The organism is Bartonella schoenbuchensis R1 (genome assembly GCF_002022685.1).
In the GTDB taxonomy this organism is placed as follows: Bacteria; Pseudomonadota; Alphaproteobacteria; order Rhizobiales; family Rhizobiaceae; genus Bartonella; species Bartonella schoenbuchensis.
In genome coordinates, this window is sequence record NZ_CP019789.1 from 333,682 (window position 1) to 358,994 (window position 25,313).

Sequence of the window (25,313 nt, forward strand, 5' to 3'; positions counted from 1 at the left end):
CCTTTATTCCGTAGATTCACTTGGAAATAAAACACGTTTCAATCTTTACTAAGAACCTACTTTAAAAAAATGAAGCTAAAACCCCTTAAATTTTCTATTTACTCGTCCGTATATACCCTTTAACATAAAGCCAAGTTGCTTTCCGAAAACCTTTAAAAGGTAAACAAAAGCAAACACTCTTAAACACTATCACTCAGATTAATCGCTTTAATTAAGGAGATTATAAACAACAAACACCCCCATTCATCTCATATTTAGCTTACTAAATAACGCTTATTAAAACTCACTCACCCCATATTATTCTCTCAAAGGCTCAACATCACACTTCCCTTTGTTTGAATAAAACTCTTGAGTTTCTTTTAAGCTAATAACGGCTAAATATACTTTTTTGACGTCCAAATATATTATTTAACATTTCTATTTTGGAGGATTTGTTATGAAAACCACACACTTTTAAAACAACACTCACTTTGTGAGGATAGAACCTTACACTCTATTTCCTCACTCATTATTGTTAACTAAAACCGCCTATTTGAAACTAAAAAACTGCACTCTTTTGTTTTTCAGCACGTTTGTTTTTTAGCACACGAAATTGGCTCTGCTTTATGGTTTGTTTTTATGTTTTTTCACAACACAAAACCCATCATCAAATCAGATAGCGCCCAATTGTGACTTTTAAATGGCTCAAATGCATTTTTTTGATGTTTTTTTATTTTTGAAAGATTTGTTATGAAAAAAGTACATATCGCTCCAAAAGACAAAAGCTTCATTGCTCAAAGGTCTTCTGCTGAGGTATCTTTGGTGAGAGCTGTTTCATTAGGGGCGGTAATGGCTACACTTTTGTCGAGTGTTTCTCCAGTTTTTGCTTCGCATCTTTCTTCAACAGAGTCGACAGTTCAAAGTGTAAGTGCAGGTGTGGTTTCTGTAAAGGCTGGTTCTGGTCGTGTTAGTGGGCGTGCTGGGGTGGCTAATGGTGGTCGTTCTTGTGGGGTGGACCAGGTTATTAGCCGTAGTTCATCAAGGTCAGGTAAGAAAATATCTGCAAAGGAGCAGTATAAGAAGCTGACCTCTAATCAGCTTTCTGATGGTTCTGGTGATTATTCTTTTGAGAGTAGTTGTGGGGCTGATGCATCGGTGAATGCATTAACAAGTACACGTGCACGTTTTTCAATTGATGTAGATGCAGCGGCAAGTGATTGGTTGTTGGAAGAAAATAATATCATCAACTGGTCTGTTAATACGAGGTCTGTTAATACAACGGGTGCACGTGTTGCTGGTGGGCAGACGAGGGAACTTCCTGGTGCAATCGTACCAGCTGTGTTTCGGTGTTCGCAGGATTTTTTTCACTATCGTTATAGTTTATGTATAGGTGTGAACAATTATCTTAATACTGATAATAGTTCAATTGCTGCGGATGAGGGTATTCTTTTGGGTTCAGACATTCGTATGGACCATATAAGAAACACCGGAGAGGAAAGGTTTGGTTATGATCCTAGGTATGATGGGATAAACACGAATGACACGAATATGTGGTGGAAAGGTAATAAAGTTGAAGTCGTTATTGGTCAGACTAGCAAGTGGTATATGCCAGCTATCAAGACACGACAGATTGCAGGTATTTCAGCTGGTCGTGAAGATAGTGATGTAATCAATGTTGGCCAATTGAAGGCGTTTCAGCGATGGCGGAACGAGGGGATTTTTTCAATTTCTGCCCTCCAGAGCGGGGGAGTTGAGTCTGAGGTTTACGGTGTTGGTCTTATGAAAGGACTGAGTCTTGATGGGAAAAACGGCATTATAGTTTCTGCAGAAAGAAGCGGCATCGATGACACATTGATGGTGACAATGTCTACGTCCATGCAGCTTGTGAGGCAGGGGAGTATTGGTATCAAAAAGACTGACATATCACTGAGTAACATTGGGTTCAATGTTGGTCAGAAAGGTGTAAAAAATGTAGCGCCTGTAGAGCTTTCAGCTGAGTCAAAAGATGTAGTGACAGGTGCGCAGTATGATCAGGTGAAGGAGGAGTTTGGAGGGGTGAGGGCCAATACTGCGCATATGGAGCAAGGTGTTAAGGACTTTGGTGTGAGTGTTAATGCGCTTTTAGAGGGTGGTGCCAACATATCAGAAGGTGGTACACCTATTTATACTATTCAGGGAGATGGGCGTAAAGGTATTGAAGAAGCTTTTAAGGAGGTTGATAATGTATTGACAGGCCTTTCTGGGAAGCTTGATGACTTTGAAAATAGCGGAGTAGGCAGACTTATGGGGCGAGGTGAATCGGGGGCGGTCACGATAGGTGCTAAAGTGGAAGGTACTGAGATCTCGATTGCCAACAAAGATGGAGGATCTCGAAAACTTACTGGCTTGGCAGAGGGGAAAGTTGATAAAAACTCGACCGATGCAATAACAGGTGCACAGCTTCATGAGAGAGATAAGACTATTAAGGGGTTGAATGGCACTATTGGGCAGGTTGGGGAGAATGTCACAAAGCTTGCAGACAATCTTAATACTGCTTTAGGAGGTGGTGCTAACGTCCTTGCAGGTAAGGCACCGACGTATAAAATTCTTGGAAATAATGATGAAGGTTATAAAGGTGTTGAAGCGGCCTTTAAGGGTGTTGATGGTAAGCTGAAAGAGCTTGATGAGAAGATTGATGGAGTTACGGGTACGGGCAGCAATGCTCTTGTAGCGCAAGATCCATCATCGCATATCATCACGATAGGAGGTAAAGCTGAGGGTGATAAGATTTCCATTACTAACAGTAAAGAAGAAGCTCGCACACTTACCGGTTTGAAGGATGGAGAGCTTAAGGAAGGCTCGAAAGATGCTGTGACAGGTGCGCAGCTTCATAAGATGGGCAGTGATATATCTAAGTATTTAGGAGGTGGTGCCAACGTATTAGAGAATACCCCTCCGAAGTATACCATTCAGACGAAGGATCATAAGGATATTGGTAGTGCCTTTGCGGGTGTTGATACGTCATTGACGCAGCTTTCTAGTCGGATTGGCAAGGTGGAAGAGAACAACCTTGTAGCGCAAGGAGAGTTGCAAGGGGAGTCGAATGTCATCACGATAGGTAAGGAAGTTGATGGCGATAAGATTTCGCTTACTAACAGTAAAGAAGAACATCGTGTCCTTTCCGGTGTTGCTGATGGAGATATTTCAGCCAAGTCAACAGATGCGGTTTCAGGTAAGCAGCTTTATAAGCTGGATCAGAGCGTTGAGAAGTTGAAGAGTAGTGCTGAGGGAGTTGAGGGGAATATAGCAAGCTTTAATAAGAATCTGAATGTTTATTTAGGAGGAGGAGCAGATGTTCTGAACGGTAGAGCGCCTACTTATAGTATTCAGGGTGATGGGCATAATAATATTGCATCTGCCTTTGAGGGTGTTGATGGTAAGCTGACAGAGCTTAAAGACAAGATTGGTAAGGTGGAAGAGAACAACCTTGTAAAGCAAGATCAAGATGAAGAGTCGAAGCTGATCACGATAGGTAAGGAAGTTGATGGTACAGAGGTTTCCCTTATTAACAGTAAAGAAGAACGTCGTGTCCTTTCCGGAGTTGCTGATGGAGATATTTCAGCCAAGTCAACAGATGCGGTTTCAGGTAAGCAGCTTTATAAGCTGGATCAGAGCGTTGAGAAGTTGAGTAGCAGTGCTGAGGGTGTACAGGGGAATATAGCAAGCTTTGATGAACATCTGAATACTTATTTAGGAGGAGGAGCGGATGTTCTGAACGGTAGAGCGCCTACTTATACCATTCAGACGAAGAAGCATAATGATATTAAGTCTGCTTTTGATGGCATTGATACTTCACTGACGCAGCTTATTGAAGATGTTAAGGGTGTCACGGATAAGGTAAACAACAGCCTTGTAAAGCAAGAAGGGTCGAGCATCACGATTGGTGGTAAAGTAGGTGGCAATGAGATTTCGGTTGCTAGTAGTGAAGGATTACGCAAGCTTACCGGCTTGGCCGATGGGAAAGTTGATGAAAACTCAACAGAAGCAGTTACAGGTAAGCAGCTTCATGATGTCAAGCAGAGTGCTAAGGATTTGACTAAGACAGTATCTGGTGTGCAGAAGAATATCACAGAGTTTAATGAGAATATTACGAAATCTTTAGGAGGAGGAGCGGATGTTCTGAACGGTACAGCGCCTACTTATATGATTCAGGGTGATGGTCGTAAAGGTATTGCAGATGCGTTTGCTGGTGTTGATGAAAAGCTGGCACAGCTTACTGTGAAGGTTGGACAAGCGGAAAGTGGCTTGGAATATGACGGTTTTGTAGCGCAAGATCCATCATCACATATCATCACGATAGGTAAGGAAGTTGATGGTGATAAGATCTCCATTTTAAATAATGAAGAGAGAGTTCGTGTCCTTTCCGGTTTGAAGGATGGGAAACTTTCAGCCGAGTCAACAGAAGCAGTAACAGGTAATCAGCTTTATCAGACAGGTCAGACTGTTGAGCAGTTGAGTGGCACCGTTAAGAAAGTTGAGGGGAATATAGCAAGCTTTGATGAACATCTTAATACTTATTTAGGGGGAGGAGCGGATGTTCTGAAGGGAATAGCACCCACTTATACCATCCAGAAGCAGGGGCATAATGATATTGCATCAGCCTTTGATGGTGTGAGTAGTTCGCTTAAAGAACTTTCAGCGAAGGCTGGTGAGACGACACTTAGCTTGAAAGCGAGAATGGAGGATGAAAAGCTTGTCGCACAAGGAGAGTTGCAAGGAGAGTTGAATGTCATCACGATAGGTAAGGAAGTTGATGGCGATAAGATTTCGCTTACTAACAGTAAAGAAGAACATCGTGTCCTTTCCGGTGTTGCCGATGGAGATCTTTCAGCCAAGTCAACAGAAGCAGTAACAGGTAATCAGCTTTATAAGTTGGATCAAAGCGTTGAGAAGTTGAGTAGCAGTGCTAAGAAAGTTGAGGGGAATATAGCAAGCTTTGATGAACATCTGAATACTTATTTAGGAGGAGGAGCAGATGTTCTGAACGGTACAGCGCCTACTTATAGTATTCAGGGTGATGGGCATAATAATATTGCATCTGCCTTTGAGGGTGTTGGTGAGAAAATAGATGACCTAACTCAAAAGGTTGGTGGGACGACACTTAGCTTGCAAGCGAGAATGGAGGATGAGAAGCTTGTTGAACAAGATGCTGTATCGAAGCTGATCACGATAGGTAAAGATGTAGAGGGTACAGAGGTTTCCATTACGAACAGTAAAGGAGAACGTCGTGTTCTTTCCGGTGTTGCCGAGGGAGATATTTCAGCCAAGTCAACAGATGTGGTTTCAGGTAAGCAGCTTTATAAGCTGGATCAGAGCGTTGAGAAGTTGAGTAGCAGTGCTGAGGGTGTACAGGGGAATATAGCAAGCTTTGATGAACATCTGAATACTTATTTAGGAGGAGGAGCGGATGTTCTGAACGGTAGAGCGCCTACTTATACCATTCAGACGGAGGATCATAAGGATATTGGTAGTGCTTTTAAGGGTGTTGATACTTCACTGACGCAGCTTATTGAAGATGTTAAGGGTGTCACGGATAAGGTAAATAACAGCCTTGTAAAGCAAGAAGGGTCGAGCATCACGATTGGTGGTAAAGTAGGTGGCAATGAGATTTCGGTTGCTAGTAGTGAAGGATTACGCAAGCTTACCGGCTTGGCCGATGGGAAAGTTGATGAAAACTCAACAGAAGCAGTTACAGGTAAGCAGCTTCATGATGTCAAGCAGAGTGCTAAGGATTTGACTAAGACAGTATCTGGTGTGCAGAAGAATATCACAGAGTTTAATGAGAATATTACGAAATCTTTAGGAGGAGGAGCGGATGTTCTGAACGGTACAGCGCCTACTTATATGATTCAGGGTGATGGTCGTAAAGGTATTGCAGATGCGTTTGCTGGTGTTGATGAAAAGCTGGCACAGCTTACTGTGAAGGTTGGACAAGCGGAAAGTGGCTTGGAATATGACGGTTTTGTAGCGCAAGATCCATCATCACATATCATCACGATAGGTAAGGAAGTTGATGGTGATAAGATCTCCATTTTGAATAATGAAGAGAGAGTTCGTGTCCTTTCCGGTTTGAAGGATGGGAAACTTTCAGCCGAGTCAACAGAAGCAGTAACAGGTAATCAGCTTTATCAGACAGGTCAGACTGTTGAGCAGTTGAGTGGCACCGTTAAGAAAGTTGAGGGGAATATAGCAACTTTTGATGAGCATCTTAATACTTATTTAGGGGGAGGAGCGGATGTTCTGAAGGGAATAGCACCCACTTATATCATCCAGAAGCAGGGGCATAATGATATTGCATCAGCCTTTGATGGTGTGAGTAGTTCGCTTAAAGAACTTTCAGCGAAGGCTGGTGAGACGACACTTAGCTTGAAAGCGAGAATGGAGGATGAAAAGCTTGTCGCACAAGGAGAGTTGCAAGGAGAGTTGAATGTCATCACGATAGGTAAGGAAGTTGATGGCGATAAGATTTCGCTTACTAACAGTAAAGAAGAACATCGTGTCCTTTCCGGTGTTGCCGATGGAGATCTTTCAGCCAAGTCAACAGAAGCAGTAACAGGTAATCAGCTTTATAAGTTGGATCAAAGCGTTGAGAAGTTGAGTAGCAGTGCTAAGAAAGTTGAGGGGAATATAGCAAGCTTTGATGAACATCTGAATACTTATTTAGGAGGAGGAGCAGATGTTCTGAACGGTACAGCGCCTACTTATAGTATTCAGGGTGATGGGCATAATAATATTGCATCTGCCTTTGAGGGTGTTGGTGAGAAAATAGATGACCTAACTCAAAAGGTTGGTGGGACGACACTTAGCTTGCAAGCGAGAATGGAGGATGAGAAGCTTGTTGAACAAGATGCTGTATCGAAGCTGATCACGATAGGTAAAGATGTAGAGGGTACAGAGGTTTCCATTACGAACAGTAAAGGAGAACGTCGTGTTCTTTCCGGTGTTGCCGAGGGAGATATTTCAGCCAAGTCAACAGATGTGGTTTCAGGTAAGCAGCTTTATAAGCTGGATCAGAGCGTTGAGAAGTTGAGTAGCAGTGCTGAGGGTGTACAGGGGAATATAGCAAGCTTTGATGAACATCTGAATACTTATTTAGGAGGAGGAGCGGATGTTCTGAACGGTAGAGCGCCTACTTATACCATTCAGACGAAGAAGCATAATGATATTAAGTCTGCTTTTGATGGCATTGATACTTCACTGACGCAGCTTATTGAAGATGTTAAGGGTGTCACGGATAAGGTAAATAACAGCCTTGTAAAGCAAGAAGGGTCGAGCATCACGATTGGTGGTAAAGTAGGTGGCAATGAGATTTTGGTTGCTAGTAGTGAAGGATTACGCAAGCTTACCGGCTTGGCAGAGGGAGATGTTTCAGACAAGTCAACAGAAGCAGTTACAGGTAAGCAGCTTCATGATGTCAAGCAGAGTGCTAAGGATTTGACTGAGACAGTATCTGGTGTGCAGAAGAATATCACAGAGTTTAATGAGAATATTACGAAATCTTTAGGAGGAGGAGCGGATGTTCTGAACGGTACAGCGCCTACTTATATGATTCAGGGTGATGGTCGTAAAGGTATTGCAGATGCGTTTGCTGGTGTTGATGAAAAGCTGGCACAGCTTACTGTGAAGGTTGGACAAGCGGAAAGTGGCTTGGAATATGACGGTTTTGTAGCGCAAGATCCATCATCACATATCATCACGATAGGTAAGGAAGTTGATGGTGATAAGATCTCCATTTTGAATAATGAAGAGAGAGTTCGTGTCCTTTCCGGTTTGAAGGATGGGAAACTTTCAGCCGAGTCAACAGAAGCAGTAACAGGTAATCAGCTTTATCAGACAGGTCAGACTGTTGAGCAGTTGAGTGGCACCGTTAAGAAAGTTGAGGGGAATATAGCAAGCTTTGATGAACATCTTAATACTTATTTAGGGGGAGGAGCGGATGTTCTGAAGGGAATAGCACCCACTTATACCATCCAGAAGCAGGGGCATAATGATATTGCATCAGCCTTTGATGGTGTGAGTAGTTCGCTTAAAGAACTTTCAGCGAAGGCTGGTGAGACGACACTTAGCTTGAAAGCGAGAATGGAGGATGAAAAGCTTGTCGCACAAGGAGAGTTGCAAGGAGAGTTGAATGTCATCACGATAGGTAAGGAAGTTGATGGCGATAAGATTTCGCTTACTAACAGTAAAGAAGAACATCGTGTCCTTTCCGGTGTTGCCGATGGAGATCTTTCAGCCAAGTCAACAGAAGCAGTAACAGGTAATCAGCTTTATAAGTTGGATCAAAGCGTTGAGAAGTTGAGTAGCAGTGCTAAGAAAGTTGAGGGGAATATAGCAAGCTTTGATGAACATCTGAATACTTATTTAGGAGGAGGAGCAGATGTTCTGAACGGTACAGCGCCTACTTATAGTATTCAGGGTGATGGGCATAATAATATTGCATCTGCCTTTGAGGGTGTTGGTGAGAAAATAGATGACCTAACTCAAAAGGTTGGTGGGACGACACTTAGCTTGCAAGCGAGAATGGAGGATGAGAAGCTTGTTGAACAAGATGCTGTATCGAAGCTGATCACGATAGGTAAAGATGTAGAGGGTACAGAGGTTTCCATTACGAACAGTAAAGGAGAACGTCGTGTTCTTTCCGGTGTTGCCGAGGGAGATATTTCAGCCAAGTCAACAGATGTGGTTTCAGGTAAGCAGCTTTATAAGCTGGATCAGAGCGTTGAGAAGTTGAGTAGCAGTGCTGAGGGTGTACAGGGGAATATAGCAAGCTTTGATGAACATCTGAATACTTATTTAGGAGGAGGAGCGGATGTTCTGAACGGTAGAGCGCCTACTTATACCATTCAGACGGAGGATCATAAGGATATTGGTAGTGCTTTTAAGGGTGTTGATACTTCACTGACGCAGCTTATTGAAGATGTTAAGGGTGTCACGGATAAGGTAAATAACAGCCTTGTAAAGCAAGAAGGGTCGAGCATCACGATTGGTGGTAAAGTAGGTGGCAATGAGATTTCGGTTGCTAGTAGTGAAGGATTACGCAAGCTTACCGGCTTGGCCGATGGGAAAGTTGATGAAAACTCAACAGAAGCAGTTACAGGTAAGCAGCTTCATGATGTCAAGCAGAGTGCTAAGGATTTGACTAAGACAGTATCTGGTGTGCAGAAGAATATCACAGAGTTTAATGAGAATATTACGAAATCTTTAGGAGGAGGAGCGGATGTTCTGAACGGTACAGCGCCTACTTATATGATTCAGGGTGATGGTCGTAAAGGTATTGCAGATGCGTTTGCTGGTGTTGATGAAAAGCTGGCACAGCTTACTGTGAAGGTTGGACAAGCGGAAAGTGGCTTGGAATATGACGGTTTTGTAGCGCAAGATCCATCATCACATATCATCACGATAGGTAAGGAAGTTGATGGTGATAAGATCTCCATTTTGAATAATGAAGAGAGAGTTCGTGTCCTTTCCGGTTTGAAGGATGGGAAACTTTCAGCCGAGTCAACAGAAGCAGTAACAGGTAATCAGCTTTATCAGACAGGTCAGACTGTTGAGCAGTTGAGTGGCACCGTTAAGAAAGTTGAGGGGAATATAGCAAGCTTTGATGAACATCTTAATACTTATTTAGGGGGAGGAGCGGATGTTCTGAAGGGAATAGCACCCACTTATACCATCCAGAAGCAGGGGCATAATGATATTGCATCAGCCTTTGATGGTGTGAGTAGTTCGCTTAAAGAACTTTCAGCGAAGGCTGGTGAGACGACACTTAGCTTGAAAGCGAGAATGGAGGATGAAAAGCTTGTCGCACAAGGAGAGTTGCAAGGAGAGTTGAATGTCATCACGATAGGTAAGGAAGTTGATGGCGATAAGATTTCGCTTACTAACAGTAAAGAAGAACATCGTGTCCTTTCCGGTGTTGCCGATGGAGATCTTTCAGCCAAGTCAACAGAAGCAGTAACAGGTAATCAGCTTTATAAGTTGGATCAAAGCGTTGAGAAGTTGAGTAGCAGTGCTAAGAAAGTTGAGGGGAATATAGCAAGCTTTGATGAACATCTGAATACTTATTTAGGAGGAGGAGCAGATGTTCTGAACGGTACAGCGCCTACTTATAGTATTCAGGGTGATGGGCATAATAATATTGCATCTGCCTTTGAGGGTGTTGGTGAGAAAATAGATGACCTAACTCAAAAGGTTGGTGGGACGACACTTAGCTTGCAAGCGAGAATGGAGGATGAGAAGCTTGTTGAACAAGATGCTGTATCGAAGCTGATCACGATAGGTAAAGATGTAGAGGGTACAGAGGTTTCCATTACGAACAGTAAAGGAGAACGTCGTGTTCTTTCCGGTGTTGCCGAGGGAGATATTTCAGCCAAGTCAACAGATGCGGTTTCAGGTAAGCAGCTTTATAAGCTGGATCAGAGCGTTGAGAAGTTGAGTAGCAGTGCTGAGGGTGTACAGGGGAATATAGCAAGCTTTGATGAACATCTGAATACTTATTTAGGAGGAGGAGCGGATGTTCTGAACGGTAGAGCGCCTACTTATACCATTCAGACGAAGAAGCATAATGATATTAAGTCTGCTTTTGATGGCATTGATACTTCACTGACGCAGCTTATTGAAGATGTTAAGGGTGTCACGGATAAGGTAAATAACAGCCTTGTAAAGCAAGAAGGGTCGAGCATCACGATTGGTGGTAAAGTAGGTGGCAATGAGATTTCGGTTGCTAGTAGTGAAGGATTACGCAAGCTTACCGGCTTGGCCGATGGGAAAGTTGATGAAAACTCAACAGAAGCAGTTACAGGTAAGCAGCTTCATGATGTCAAGCAGAGTGCTAAGGATTTGACTAAGACAGTATCTGGTGTGCAGAAGAATATCACAGAGTTTAATGAGAATATTACGAAATCTTTAGGAGGAGGAGCGGATGTTCTGAACGGTACAGCGCCTACTTATATGATTCAGGGTGATGGTCGTAAAGGTATTGCAGATGCGTTTGCTGGTGTTGATGAAAAGCTGGCACAGCTTACTGTGAAGGTTGGACAAGCGGAAAGTGGCTTGGAATATGACGGTTTTGTAGCGCAAGATCCATCATCACATATCATCACGATAGGTAAGGAAGTTGATGGTGATAAGATCTCCATTTTGAATAATGAAGAGAGAGTTCGTGTCCTTTCCGGTTTGAAGGATGGGAAACTTTCAGCCGAGTCAACAGAAGCAGTAACAGGTAATCAGCTTTATCAGACAGGTCAGACTGTTGAGCAGTTGAGTGGCACCGTTAAGAAAGTTGAGGGGAATATAGCAACTTTTGATGAGCATCTTAATACTTATTTAGGGGGAGGAGCGGATGTTCTGAAGGGAATAGCACCCACTTATATCATCCAGAAGCAGGGGCATAATGATATTGCATCAGCCTTTGATGGTGTGAGTAGTTCGCTTAAAGAACTTTCAGCGAAGGCTGGTGAGACGACACTTAGCTTGAAAGCGAGAATGGAGGATGAAAAGCTTGTCGCACAAGGAGAGTTGCAAGGAGAGTTGAATGTCATCACGATAGGTAAGGAAGTTGATGGCGATAAGATTTCGCTTACTAACAGTAAAGAAGAACATCGTGTCCTTTCCGGTGTTGCCGATGGAGATCTTTCAGCCAAGTCAACAGAAGCAGTAACAGGTAATCAGCTTTATAAGTTGGATCAAAGCGTTGAGAAGTTGAGTAGCAGTGCTAAGAAAGTTGAGGGGAATATAGCAAGCTTTGATGAACATCTGAATACTTATTTAGGAGGAGGAGCAGATGTTCTGAACGGTACAGCGCCTACTTATAGTATTCAGGGTGATGGGCATAATAATATTGCATCTGCCTTTGAGGGTGTTGGTGAGAAAATAGATGACCTAACTCAAAAGGTTGGTGGGACGACACTTAGCTTGCAAGCGAGAATGGAGGATGAGAAGCTTGTTGAACAAGATGCTGTATCGAAGCTGATCACGATAGGTAAAGATGTAGAGGGTACAGAGGTTTCCATTACGAACAGTAAAGAAGAACGTCGTGTTCTTTCCGGTGTTGCCGAGGGAGATATTTCAGCCAAGTCAACAGATGTGGTTTCAGGTAAGCAGCTTTATAAGCTGGATCAGAGCGTTGAGAAGTTGAGTAGCAGTGCTGAGGGTGTACAGGGGAATATAGCAAGCTTTGATGAACATCTGAATACTTATTTAGGAGGAGGAGCGGATGTTCTGAACGGTAGAGCGCCTACTTATACCATTCAGACGAAGAAGCATAATGATATTAAGTCTGCTTTTGATGGCATTGATACTTCACTGACAGGACTTGCTGATAGAATTGAGAATGTGGCAAGTGGTGAGGCAAGTGGTGGTGTGGCAGGTAATGACCTTGTGGAGCAAAATTCAGGTACGGATCTGATTATTATTGGTGCAAAAACAGAAGGTATGGAGATCAATATTGCCAATAATGAAAAAGCACCTCGTACACTTTCTGGTGTTGTAGAGGGAGAGCTTTCAGCCGAGTCAACAGAAGCAGTAACAGGTAATCAGCTTTATCAGACAGGTCAGACTGTTGAGCAGTTGAGTGGCACCGTTAAGAAAGTTGAGGGGAATATAGCAAGCTTTGATGAACATCTTAATACTTATTTAGGGGGAGGAGCGGATGTTCTGAAGGGAATAGCACCCACTTATACCATCCAGAAGCAGGGGCATAATGATATTGCATCAGCCTTTGATGGTGTGAGTAGTTCGCTTAAAGAACTTTCAGCGAAGGCTGGTGAGACGACACTTAGCTTGAAAGCGAGAATGGAGGATGAAAAGCTTGTCGCACAAGGAGAGTTGCAAGGAGAGTTGAATGTCATCACGATAGGTAAGGAAGTTGATGGCGATAAGATTTCGCTTACTAACAGTAAAGAAGAACATCGTGTTCTTTCCGGTGTTGCCGATGGAGATCTTTCAGCCAAGTCAACAGAAGCAGTAACAGGTAATCAGCTTTATAAGTTGGATCAAAGCGTTGAGAAGTTGAGTAGCAGTGCTAAGAAAGTTGAGGGGAATATAGCAAGCTTTGATGAACATCTGAATACTTATTTAGGAGGAGGAGCAGATGTTCTGAACGGTACAGCGCCTACTTATAGTATTCAGGGTGATGGGCATAATAATATTGCATCTGCCTTTGAGGGTGTTGGTGAGAAAATAGATGACCTAACTCAAAAGGTTGGTGGGACGACACTTAGCTTGCAAGCGAGAATGGAGGATGAGAAGCTTGTTGAACAAGATGCTGTATCGAAGCTGATCACGATAGGTAAAGATGTAGAGGGTACAGAGGTTTCCATTACGAACAGTAAAGGAGAACGTCGTGTTCTTTCCGGTGTTGCCGAGGGAGATATTTCAGCCAAGTCAACAGATGCGGTTTCAGGTAAGCAGCTTTATAAGCTGGATCAGAGCGTTGAGAAGTTGAGTAGCAGTGCTGAGGGTGTACAGGGGAATATAGCAAGCTTTGATAAGAATCTGAATGTTTATTTAGGAGGAGGAGCGGATGTTCTGAACGGTAGAGCGCCTACTTATACCATTCAGACGAAGAAGCATAATGATATTAAGTCTGCTTTTGATGGCATTGATACTTCACTGACAGGACTTGCTGATAGAATTGAGAATGTGGCAAGTGGTGAGGCAAGTGGTGGTGTGGCAGGTAATGACCTTGTGGAGCAAAATTCAGGTACGGATCTGATTATTATTGGTGCAAAAACAGAAGGTATGGAGATCAATATTGCCAATAATGAAAAAGCACCTCGTACACTTTCTGGTGTTGTAGAGGGAAAGCTTTCAGCCGAGTCAACAGAAGCAGTTACAGGTAAGCAGCTTTATGAGATGAACACCACGATAGCACAGTATTTTGGTGGAGGAGCAGATGTGCTGAATGATATAACACCGACGTTTATGATTACAAACTTTGGTGCGCAGGGCAAGAATGGAGAACAAACATATCATAATGTAGCTGATGCTTTTGGTGCTATTAATACTAGTATGTCTGGTTTAAATGATCGTGTTCAACAGGTTGAAAATCAGTCTTCCGGTAGTTTAAATTGGAATACTGACAAAGGTGCTTATAGTGCTAGCCATAATAATCAGGATAATCAGCCGGATAAGATCACTAATGTCGCGAAAGAAGATATTGAAGAGGGTTCCACTAATGTGGTTACAGGTCATCAACTTTGGGAGACGAATGAGAAATTTGGCAAGGTTGAGAACAAAGTTGACACTCTTATAGGCGGAATTGTTACCTATGACAAAGATACAGACGGTAGCAAAATGAATAGCATCACCTTAGTAGGTGTTAAAGATGGTGACCCTGTGCTTATTGATAATGTTGCAGATGGTAAAATTGAAGAAGGTTCAAAACAAGCAGTCAATGGTGGCCAGGTACATGATTACACTAAAGAACAAATGGACCTTGTCCTTGCAGACGCAAACAAATATACAGATGAAAAAATACAAAATATAAAAAATATAGAAAATATACCTAATGATATCATGACACAAGCCAACGCTTACACTGATATAAAGTTTAACACTTTAAGCTCTGAAGTTGAAAAAGCTCAAAAAGAAGCACGACAAGCAGCAGCTATTAATTTAGCCGTATCTAATTTACGCTACAATAATACAGCTGGAAAATTCAGTGTTGCATTTAGTGGTGGCGTATGGCGTAGCCAATCTGCATTTGCTTTCGGTGCTGGTTACACATCTGAAGACGGAAATATCCGCTCCAACATATCTGCAACAACAACAGGTGGCCACTGGGGCATAGGAGCAGGCTTAAGCTTAATGCTAAAATAATAATCTCTTTTATAATCACTCACACACTTAAACGCTTTTTTGGAGGATTTGTTATGAAAACCACACACTCTTAAAACAACACTCACTTTGTGAGGATAGAACCTTACACTCTATTTCCTCACTCATTATTGTTAACTAAAACCGCCTATTTGAAACTAAAAAACTGCACTCTTTTGTTTTTCAGCACGTTTGTTTTTTAGCACACGAAATTGGCTCTGCTTTATGGTTTGTTTTTATGTTTTTTTACAACACAAAACCCATCATCAAATCAGATAGCGCCCAATTGTGACTTTTAAATGGCTCAAATGCATTTTTTTGATGTTTTTTTATTTTTGAAAGATTTGTTATGAAAAAAGTACATATCACTCCAAAAGACAAAAGCTTCATTGCTCAAAGGTCTTCTGCTGAGGTATCTTTGGTGAGAGCTGTTTCATTAGGGGCGGTAATGGCTACACTTTTGTCGAGTGTTTCTCCAGTTTTTGCTTCTCATCTTTCTTCAACGGGGTCGACAGTTCAAAGTGAAAGTGCTGGTGTTGTTTCTGCAAATGTTGGTAAAGCTGGTTCTGGGCGTATTGGGGTGGCTAATGGTGGTCGTTCTTGTGGGGTGGATCAGGTTATTGGCCGTAGTTTATCAAGGTTAGGTAAGAAAGTATCTGCAGAAGGACAATATAAGAAACTGACCAAAAATCAACTTTCGGATGTTTCTGGAAGCTATTCTTTTGAGAGTAGTTGTGGGGCTGATGCATCAGCAAATGCTTTAAAGAGTGCAAGTGCACGTTCTTTAATTGATGTAGATGTAGCGAAAGGCGATTGGTTGTTGGAGGAAAATAATACCATCAACTGGTCTGTTAATACGAGGTCTGTCAATACAACGGGGGTACGTGTCGCTGGTGGTAAAAATACTGATGCAGTGAATGTTGCTCAGCTAAAAGCGTTACCAGGAATAGAAACAGAGGGACAAACTACTTCTGATCTAATTTACTTCGACAAAGGGATTCATATTGGAGCTCGAACAGGCGGCGAGATTATTAGAGTTTTTACTAATCAAGGTGATACTCGTTTTATTTTGGGTGTAACAGCTGGAAGTATTAAAAAAGAATCAACAGATGCAATTAATGGTTCACAGCTTTATGATACGAACACCACACTTACGAAGTATTTAGGTGGAGGAGCTGCGTATAATGGTAGTGATGGTGATAAATGGACAGAGCCAAAGTTTACTATTCAGGGTACTCCGTATAATGATGTTGGTAATGCGTTTGCTGGTGTTGATGGGAAATTGACGGATCTTTATAATCAGATTGATGGTGCAGGCCTTGTAGTGCTAGAGCCAATTGGGCATATTATCAGCATTGGTCCTAAGGTAGAGGGCAATGAGATTTCCATTATAAACAAAAATAGAGAATCTCGGAAGCTTACTGGTGTTGCAGAGGGACATCTTTCAGAAGATTCGGCAGAGGCAGTAAATGGTGCGCAGCTTTGGAAGACTGGGCGAGATGTTTACAAGTTGGATAATACAGTAAAGAGTGTGGGTGAGAATGTCTCGAATTATCTAGGGGGTGGTGCCAAAATATTGGAGAACAAGGCCCCCACTTATACTATTCAGGGCACTCCGCATAATGATGTTGGTAATGCGTTTGCTGGTGTTGATGATAAATTAACAGAGCTTTTTAATCAGATTGGGGGTGTGACAGGTAATAATCTTGTAGAACAAGATCCACTTTCGCATATTATCACTATTGGTAAGAAAGTTGATGGTGATAAGATTTCCATTTTGAATAATGAAGGGAAAGTGCGTACACTTGTCGGCTTGGCAGATGGACAAGTTACTCAAGCTTCGAAAGAAGCAGTAAATGGTGGACAGCTTTATGAGATGAATACGACGATAGCACAGTATTTCGGTGGAGGAGCAGATGTGCTGAATGGTATAGCACCGACGTTTACGGTTATAAACTTTGGTGCGAAGGGCGAGAATGGAAAACAAACATATAATAATGTAGCTGATGCTTTTGGTGCTATTAATACTAGTATGTCTGGCCTCAGTGACCGTATTGAGAAGATTGAACAACAGACGGGTTCTCAAGTGAATTCTGATGGCTTAAGTTGGAATAATGATAAAGGAGCTTATAGTGCTAGCCATAATGATCAAGGAGTTAATAAGATAACCGATATAAAGGATGGTACAATAGCACAGGGTTCTACTGATGCGGTTACAGGTCATCAACTTTGGTCGACGAATAAGGAAATTGACAGTCTTAAAGACAAAGTTGATAATATAGTAATTAACGGAGGTGGTGCTCTTACTGATGGAGCTGTTATCTATGATAAAGATAAGGATAATACCATCACGTTAGCAGGTACTGATGATAATACACCCGTGCTCATTGACAATGTTGCAGATGGTGAAATTGAAGAAGGTTCAAAACAAGCAGTCAATGGTGGGCAGCTGAAAAAACAGATGAGTCTTGTTCTTGCAGACGCAAACAAATATACAGATGAAAGAATAGAGGATGCAGTTGTTGGTGCTGTTGCACAAGCAAATGCTTATACTGATATGAAATTTGAGGCCTTAAATTATAGAGTTGAAGGCGTCCAAAAAGAAGCAAGGCAAGCAGCAGCAATCGGTTTGGCTGTAGCGAACTTGCATTACATTGAGACACCAGGGATGCTCAGTATTGCATTTGGTAGTGGTGTATGGCGTGGTCAATCAGCACTTGCTTTTGGAACTGGTTATATGTCTGAAGATGGAAAGATGCGTTCCAACTTCTCCGTTACCACTTCTGGAGGGCATTGGGGTGTAGGAGCAGGATTAAGCTTAGCATTGAAATAATGATAAGAAACCGGAAATATATTACAAGTCTTTTGTTTATTCTTGTTTTTTTAGGAAAGGCTGTAAGCTTTGCTGAGGAGCAAGAGAGTGTTTATACAGTGCATCCACCGCAATTATCAGTGCCCGGTGGAAAGCCTGGTGAAACACGCCGGATTATTATGCAGTTTGATTACTGGACATTAATTTGCGATGAAAACAAAACAATAAAACAGGGCATCTGTAATGTAACTCAGACAATCCATGATGATAAAGAAGGTAACAAAGTTTTTAGCTGGTCTCTTGTTTCTACAAAAAATGGTCAACCAGTTATGCTGTTACGGACATTGCCAAACGCTAACACAAATGCTCCTATTCAAGTATTTATGGAAGGTGTCGAAAAACCGCTTCTTATTAGCTATAAGCAGTGCAATCGAGAAATCTGCTTAGCGCAGTATCCTGTAGTGCCTGTTTTAATGAAACAGATAAGTAAGAGTAGCAATGTGCGCATTTCTTATCAGCTTAAAGAGGGAAAAACACTTTCCTTTGTGGCGCCATTTAAGGGCTTGGGGGAAGCGCTTCTCTCTTTGCAATAATAAAATCAAAAATATAATTTATTGGCGGAATTATAATGTTATCAATTATTGAATTTCATTTTATACAAAATTATCAGTAATTGAGTTTTTATATTGCAGTGTACTATAGAAACGATTTTTTCGAATAATGTATTATTTTGTGAGAATGAAATCGCATAAATTTTTGTATATTTTTAATTATTGCAAAACATTTTAAGCAATTATTGTACGATAAAAGCTTACTATTTTGACTGAACATGGCCAACTTATTCAATGGATTTTGGGTGAGGTTGTAGCCTTAAATTAGAGATTGTGAATCAGGCAACAGAAGTGTGTTGTTCTTTTTGAGATTGGCACATTAATTAGTTAAGTTAAATACTCACACGATCGTGCTTTTTGATGTTGAAAGCAGATCATCAAGAATTGTACTCCTTGATATTTCTCAAAGTGTTCTTTGCATTTGGCTAGGCAGATTACAATTTAGACATTTTTTATCGGTGTTATTTGCATTTTCTAGGTGTTTGAAAGTAGAGATATAATTTAAAAATCGTTAAAATAAAGAGATTTAGTTCATAATCTGAGTTTTTATATTTTGGAACTTTTGGAACGCTTATTGCTTTAAGGAATGTAGCTTAATTTAGTTCTTACAATCGAAATACATGGGTATTAGATAGGTGTAACTATAAAAGATTAGTTTTAGGTATTTAGTGAATTAATATAAGGATTATTTTTGTAATAAAGCGCTTATTGTCATGAGAGAGTAGGAAACAAGAAATTAATCCTTACAATAGTCTGAAAAGAGCAAGTTTAATTTTAGATTTCTGTGTAATTTTAAACCTTATTTGAGAAGTTTAACTATTGCTAATGGCTGAAAGTTTCTAACCATTGGGTAAAAGAAGGTACTTTGGTAGCATTATTGGTACACTGTGGTGTATGGTGTAGTTATAAGAAAAGAGATTGTAAGCGCTAGTAATTATCAAAATATAGAGATAATAAACGACCATGAAAAAAACTATAAAAACATCGACAGGTGGACGTGGTGGTGCAGGGTCACATGAATTATATCAACGAGTCAAAAAAAAAGCAGGGACTATTAAAGCCTCATCACGGCGGTGGTTAGAAAGGCATTTGAATGATCCTTACGTTCATCAGTCGAAAGTGGATGGTTATCGTTCACGTGCTGCTTATAAATTAATCGAAATTAATGAACGCTATAAGATACTCAAAAAAGGTCAAAAAATTATTGATTTAGGAGCAGCGCCCGGGGGGTGGTGCCAGGTGGCAGCGCGTATAGTGGGGTCAAATGATCAACGCCCTAGCGTAGTTGGAATTGATTATTTACACGTAGATCCACTGCCTGGAGTTGTAATGTTAGAAATGGATTTTTTTCATGAAAATGCACCACAACAATTGATAAGTGCTTTAGGGGCAAAACCAGATGTAGTCCTTTCTGATATGGCAGCACCAACAACAGGTCATCGTCAGACAGATCATTTGAGAACAGTTTATTTATGTGAATCTGCTGCTGATTTTGCTATTTCGGTTCTCAAACCTGGCGGACATTTTTTGGCGAAGACTTTTCAAGGAGGTGCAGAAAACGCTCTTCTTACGAAATTGAAACAGAATTTTAAAACAATCCACCACGTTAAACCACCTGCAAGTAGGGCTGAATCAGTTGAGCTATATCTTGTAGCTCTTAAATTGAAGGAGAAAACCAAAACACAGTAATAATTCTTTTTTTGAAGACGTTGGAAATTATTTTACTGATTTGAATATAAAAACATTTCCAAATAATTTTGAATAATATTATGTGTGGTTTTCTTTTTTGAATGGAAAACTGGTAAAATTAATCCATTTTCTATAGAAATAAATGTAATTAATTCCTCTGTGTGAGCACTGCCATGAAATTTCTTGATCAGGCTAAAATTTATATTCGTTCTGGTAATGGCGGAGCAGGAGCGGTATCGTTTCGTCGTGAAAAATATATAGAATTTGGAGGTCCCGATGGGGGCAATGGGGGGCGTGGGGGTGACGTTTGGGTTATTGTTGTTGATGGGCTCAACACATTGATTGATTATCGCTACCAGCAACATTTTAGAGCAAAAACGGGTGGGCATGGTAAAGGGCGTAATATGACGGGCGAAAAAGGTGAAGATGTTGTCCTTAAAGTACCGGTTGGAACACAAATTTTTGCAGAAGATAATGAGACGCTGATTTGTGATTTAAAAGAAGTTGGCCAACGATATTGTCTTGCAAAAGGGGGCAATGGTGGTTTTGGTAATCTTCATTTTGCTACATCTACAAATAGGGCGCCCCACCATGCAAATCCTGGTTTAAGTGGAGAAGAGCATACATTATGGCTGCGTTTGAAACTGATTGCTGATGGAGGGTTGATTGGTTTGCCAAATGCTGGAAAATCTACCTTTTTATCGTCAGTAACGGCTGCAAAGCCAAAAATTGCGAGCTATCCTTTTACCACGCTGTATCCTCATCTGGGTGTTGTGCGGATTGATGATAGTGAATTTGTTTTGGCTGATATTCCTGGCTTAATTGAAGGGGCGCATGAAGGTGTGGGAATTGGTGACCGTTTTTTAGGGCATGTAGAACGGTGCCGTGTTTTAATTCATTTAATTTCTGTTCAAGAAGAAGATGTGGTCAAGGCGTACCAAATTATTCGTACTGAACTTGAAGCGTATGGAAATAGTTTAAGTGATAAAAATGAAATTGTCGCTTTAAGCCAGATAGATACTCTTTCTATTGAGGAGTGTAAGGCTAAACAGGAGATGTTGCAAAAGGCGATTGGTAAATCTGTTATGATGTTTTCTGCTGTTAGTCATGAAGGTTTAAACAATGTGTTACGCGTTGTCACTCACATGATTGAAATGGAGCGTAAAGGCAATATTAATAAAGATGAGCAGGGTTAAGAAAGATGGCGGTTGGATTGCAAAAACTTGAGCAATATAAACGCATTGTAATTAAAGTTGGTTCTGCACTTTTAGTTGACCCCCAAATAGGTTTACGCGTTGAATGGCTTCAAAGTTTGATAAGTGATATTGTTGTATTACACCAAAAAGGGGTTGAAGTTTTATTGGTGTCTTCTGGTGCTGTTGCTTTAGGGCGAACATTATTACATCTTCCTAACAGTGCTTTAAAATTAGAAGAAAATCAGGCATGTGCTGCTTTGGGGCAAATTGAACTTGCCAAGGCTTATACTGATATTCTTGCTCAACATGGGTTGAGAACAGGCCAAATTTTGCTGACATTATTCGATACAGAAGAACGTCGACGTTATCTCAATGCACGTGCTACGATTAATACGCTTTTACGCTTTAGAGCAATACCTGTTATTAATGAGAACGATACCATAGCAACCAGCGAAATTCGTTATGGTGATAATGATCGTTTAGCAGCACGTGTCGCAACTATGATGGGTTGCGATCTTTTAATACTTTTATCAGATATTGACGGCCTTTTTACACAATCACCTCATCTCAATCCAAATGCTGAATTTATTCCTTTTATCGCATCCATTACAAGTGATATTGAGAAAATGGCAGGTGGTTCTGATTCACTTCTTTCTCGGGGTGGAATGAAAACAAAACTTGATGCTGGGAAAATAGCTAATTCTTCAGGAACGGCTATGGTCATTACTTCGGGAAAGCGTATGAATCCTCTTTCCACGCTTGACCAGGGAGAACGTAGCAGTTTTTTTGCTCCAAGTAAAAAGCCAGTCAATGCGTGGAAAACGTGGATTTCCGGTAATTTAGATCCATCTGGTATTTTGATTATTGATCAAGGGGCTGTGAAGGCTCTTAAATCTGGGAAGTCATTATTGGCTGCGGGGGTTGTAGCCGTTAAGGGAGTGTTCTCCCGTGGAGATACAGTCGCAATTATTGATGAAAGTGGAGTTGAGATTGCTCGCGGTCTTGTAAGTTATGACAAAGATGAAGCAGTAAGCATTATAGGGCATAAAAATGAAGAAATAGAGCACATTCTTGGGTATGAGTCGCGCTCTGCTATGGTGCATCGCAATGATATGATTGTACGTAATTTGGCTAGTTTTTCTTAAAAGCTAGTTTTAATGTATTAATTGCTTTTGATAAATGGATAATTGCATGACTTTAAAAGAAGAGATGAAAGCCATAGGGCAAAAAGCGCGTGATGCTGCTTCAAAGCTTGCAATTCTTTCTGCTGAACAAAAGAAAAATGCATTGGAAATGATAGCTCTGAGTTTGGAAGCTCAGTCAAGTGAGATTTTACGTGCTAATAGTCAAGATTTAGCAAATGCAGCTCAAAATAATTTAAAGCCAGCAATGATTGATCGGCTAAAGTTAGATGAATTACGTTTGCGCACAATAATAGACAGTGTCAGACAGATTGCACATTTTCCTGATCCTATCGGGCAAGTGATAAGCGAATGGACACGCCCCAATGGGTTACATATACGCCGTGTACGAACACCACTTGGTGTGATTGGTATTATTTATGAAAGTCGACCGAATGTTACAATTGATGCAAGTGCTCTGTGCTTAAAATCTGGAAATGCTGCAATTTTGCGTGGTGGTTCAGATAGTTTTCATTCTGCATATGCTCTCTATTTAGCGTTGGTAAAAGGGCTAGAAAAAGCTGGTTTACCTAAAGACATTATTCAAATGGTTGAAACCACAGATCGTGCTGCTGTTGGAGAAATGCTCAAAGGATTAGATGGTGCAATTGATGTGATTATACCTCGTGGTGGAAAAAATCTTATCGCACGTATTCAATCTGATGCGCGTATTCCTGTTTTTGCCCATTTGGAGGGTCTTTGTCATATTTATATTGATAAATCAGCAAATTTAGACATGGCACGTGATATTGTGTTAAATGCAAAATTGCGACGGACAGGTATATGTGGAGCTGTTGAAACAGTTTTAATTGACCACCAGGCATTAGACAAATTTCTTCCTGTTCTTACTGCTTTACAAGAAAAAGGGTGTGAAATTCGTGCGACAAAAGATATTGTTTCAATGATGCCAGAAGCCAAATTAGCGGATGAGGAAGACTGGTCTTATGAATATCTTGATGCAATTCTTTCTGTCAAAACAGTTGATAGTGTAGAAGGAGCCATTGCACATATTAAACATTATTCATCAGGACATACTGAATCAATTATTGCTGAGGATATGAAAGCAGTGGAAATATTTTTTAAACATTTAGATTCAGCTATTTTGCTTCATAATGCATCGACACAATTTGCAGATGGAGGTGAATTCGGTTTTGGAGCAGAAGTTGGAATCGCAACAGGAAAAATACATGCACGTGGACCAATTGGTGTTGAACAATTGACGTCATTTCAATATCAAATTACAGGAAATGGACAGGTTAGACCTTGAATCAATTCCGATGGGAAAATTGTATGCCACATATCGAAAGGTCAAGTGTTGTTGGCCTGTTTGGTGGTTCATTCAACCCACCACATGCTGGGCATATTCTTGTTGCGAAAACTGCAATTCGGCGTTTACGTCTTGATCAATTATGGTGGATGGTAACTCCAGGAAATCCTTTAAAAGATTGTACACAATTACCATCTGTACACGAAAGAATGCGACTAAGTTTTGAGCTTATTGATCATCCAAAGATTCGTGTCACTGGTTTTGAGAAGGAGATAGGCAGCACGATATCGGTGGAAACGATTACTCATATTCTTGCACACTATAGAGGGGTACGTTTTGTATGGGTTATAGGTGCAGATACTTTAGCAACGTTTCATCATTGGCATCGGTGGCGTGATATTATATCTATGCTTCCTATTGCGATTGTTGATCGCCCTTCGGTACGTACACCAGCACTTTCTTCTCCTATGGCACGAACTTACCGTTATTTTCGTTTGGATGAAAGAAAAAGTGCACTTTTACCTTTTATGTCGCCACCAGCTTGGACTTATTTGCATGGACCTTTATCTTTTCAAAGTTCAACACAACTTCGCTTAAAAGAAAATAATTTTTCTTGAACATTTTATAAGATTCTGCAAATCTCTGTAGGAAAGTTCCTCTTTTGTTATATTTCGAATGATAAGAAAGGGTATCAACCTGGAAAACAACTCACAAAAACGCCATCATCTCGCGGAAGTACCGGGAAAAGAAAAACTCTTTTTAGTATCTGATGGTCTTAAAATTATTCTCAATAGTTTAGAAAATGCAAAAGCAGAAGATATTGTTTCTATTGATATTCAGGGCAAATCATCTTTAGCTGATTATATAGTTATTGCTTCGGCGCGTTCGCAACGTCATGTGTCAGCTATTGCTGATCATTTGTTATCGACTTGGAAAGATAGTGGATACGGCAAGGCAAAAGTAGAAGGGCTTTCTACGGGTGATTGGGTGTTAATTGATACGGGAGATATTATAGTTCATCTTTTTCGTCCAGAAGTTCGTGCTTTTTATAATTTAGAAAAAATATGGCTTGCTCCAAATTTAGACGATATAAAGACGATTGTCTTTGGAGACAATTGATATGCAAATTTCTATTTTTGCTGTTGGACGCATGAAAAAAGGAGCTGAGCAGACATTAACTCATCGTTATTTGGATCGTTTTTCGAAAAGCGCTGGAGTTGTTGGATTTCATTTTAAAAAAATGCAAGAAATATCGGAGAGTCGTGCTCAAACAGCGTGTCAGCGCATGGAAGAAGAAGGTGCAAAACTTTTTGAGGCTTTACCTGAAAAGAGCCGATTAATTGTATTGGATGAACGTGGAAAATTAATTTCATCATTTGCTTTTGCTGAAAAGTTAGCGTTTTATCGCGACGAGGGTATTCGTGATTTAATAATTGCTTTAGGAGGGCCTGATGGACATAGTGAGCACGTTAGAAATCGCGCTGATTTTCTTTTATCTTTTGGTTTAATGACATGGCCACATCAAATTGCACGTATGTTACTTACAGAACAGCTTTATCGGGCTGTAACAATTATGAGTCATCACCCATATCATCGTTTTTAGCTTTTTGTATGATTTTTAGCATCTATTATTCCAATTTATTAATATTGTTTTAGTTGACACCGTTTAAAGCGTTTTATTTGATATGATTGTGCTTAACAGTTAGGCAAATGAAGCAGATTCTT

At 40.8% G+C, this 25,313-nt stretch carries 10 protein-coding genes; all 10 read left to right on the forward strand.

Annotated features, from left to right (window positions below):
* Positions 1–729: 729 nt before the first annotated feature.
* The 10 genes from BscR1v2_RS01350 to rlmH all read left to right on the forward strand — a co-directional run bounded on the left by BscR1v2_RS01350 (position 730) and on the right by rlmH (position 25,191).
* Complete coding sequence (locus BscR1v2_RS01350) at positions 730–14,835, forward strand: YadA-like family protein (RefSeq protein ID WP_078689452.1); 14,106 nt, start codon at positions 730–732, stop codon at positions 14,833–14,835.
* Between the two features lie 346 nt (positions 14,836–15,181).
* Complete coding sequence (locus BscR1v2_RS01355) at positions 15,182–17,665, forward strand: YadA-like family protein (protein WP_078689453.1); 2,484 nt, start codon at positions 15,182–15,184, stop codon at positions 17,663–17,665.
* Positions 17,665–18,237 carry an invasion associated locus B family protein gene (locus BscR1v2_RS01360; RefSeq protein ID WP_078689454.1) on the forward strand — a complete coding sequence of 191 codons (573 nt, stop codon included), beginning with the start codon at positions 17,665–17,667 and terminating at the stop codon, positions 18,235–18,237. The genes BscR1v2_RS01355 and BscR1v2_RS01360 overlap by 1 nt, the downstream gene beginning before the upstream one ends.
* Positions 18,238–19,218: 981 nt before the next feature.
* Positions 19,219–19,944, forward strand: a complete 726-nt coding sequence (locus BscR1v2_RS01365; protein ID WP_010703400.1) for an RlmE family RNA methyltransferase — start codon at positions 19,219–19,221, stop codon at positions 19,942–19,944.
* A 173-nt stretch (positions 19,945–20,117) separates the two neighbouring features.
* Positions 20,118–21,140, forward strand: coding sequence for a GTPase ObgE (obgE, locus tag BscR1v2_RS01370; protein WP_078690291.1), 1,023 nt, complete (start codon positions 20,118–20,120; stop codon positions 21,138–21,140).
* A 5-nt stretch (positions 21,141–21,145) separates the two neighbouring features.
* Positions 21,146–22,285 (forward strand): glutamate 5-kinase, encoded by a 1,140-nt coding sequence (gene proB, locus BscR1v2_RS01375; protein WP_078689455.1) that lies wholly within the window; start codon positions 21,146–21,148, stop codon positions 22,283–22,285.
* A 46-nt stretch (positions 22,286–22,331) separates the two neighbouring features.
* Entirely contained in the window at positions 22,332–23,588 is a 1,257-nt protein-coding gene (locus BscR1v2_RS01380; RefSeq protein ID WP_078689456.1) for a glutamate-5-semialdehyde dehydrogenase, read from the forward strand.
* A gap of 23 nt (positions 23,589–23,611) precedes the next feature.
* Positions 23,612–24,205, forward strand: coding sequence for a nicotinate-nucleotide adenylyltransferase (locus tag BscR1v2_RS01385; RefSeq protein ID WP_078689457.1), 594 nt, complete (start codon positions 23,612–23,614; stop codon positions 24,203–24,205).
* A gap of 58 nt (positions 24,206–24,263) precedes the next feature.
* Positions 24,264–24,707 carry a ribosome silencing factor gene (gene rsfS / locus BscR1v2_RS01390; RefSeq protein ID WP_078689458.1) on the forward strand — a complete coding sequence of 148 codons (444 nt, stop codon included), beginning with the start codon at positions 24,264–24,266 and terminating at the stop codon, positions 24,705–24,707.
* Between the two features lies 1 nt (position 24,708).
* On the forward strand, positions 24,709–25,191 hold the full coding sequence (gene rlmH, locus BscR1v2_RS01395; protein ID WP_078689459.1) for a 23S rRNA (pseudouridine(1915)-N(3))-methyltransferase RlmH: 483 nt from the start codon (positions 24,709–24,711) through the stop codon (positions 25,189–25,191).
* The last annotated feature ends 122 nt before the right edge of the window (positions 25,192–25,313 follow it).

Coding starts and splice junctions, on each gene's coding strand:
- BscR1v2_RS01350 (WP_078689452.1), top strand. CDS start 730: ATGAAAAAAGTACATATCGCTCCAAAAGACAAAAGCTTCATTGCTCAA.
- BscR1v2_RS01355 (WP_078689453.1), top strand. CDS start 15,182: ATGAAAAAAGTACATATCACTCCAAAAGACAAAAGCTTCATTGCTCAA.
- BscR1v2_RS01360 (WP_078689454.1), top strand. CDS start 17,665: ATGATAAGAAACCGGAAATATATTACAAGTCTTTTGTTTATTCTTGTT.
- BscR1v2_RS01365 (WP_010703400.1), top strand. CDS start 19,219: ATGAAAAAAACTATAAAAACATCGACAGGTGGACGTGGTGGTGCAGGG.
- obgE (WP_078690291.1), top strand. CDS start 20,118: ATGAAATTTCTTGATCAGGCTAAAATTTATATTCGTTCTGGTAATGGC.
- proB (WP_078689455.1), top strand. CDS start 21,146: ATGGCGGTTGGATTGCAAAAACTTGAGCAATATAAACGCATTGTAATT.
- BscR1v2_RS01380 (WP_078689456.1), top strand. CDS start 22,332: ATGACTTTAAAAGAAGAGATGAAAGCCATAGGGCAAAAAGCGCGTGAT.
- BscR1v2_RS01385 (WP_078689457.1), top strand. CDS start 23,612: ATGCCACATATCGAAAGGTCAAGTGTTGTTGGCCTGTTTGGTGGTTCA.
- rsfS (WP_078689458.1), top strand. CDS start 24,264: ATGATAAGAAAGGGTATCAACCTGGAAAACAACTCACAAAAACGCCAT.
- rlmH (WP_078689459.1), top strand. CDS start 24,709: ATGCAAATTTCTATTTTTGCTGTTGGACGCATGAAAAAAGGAGCTGAG.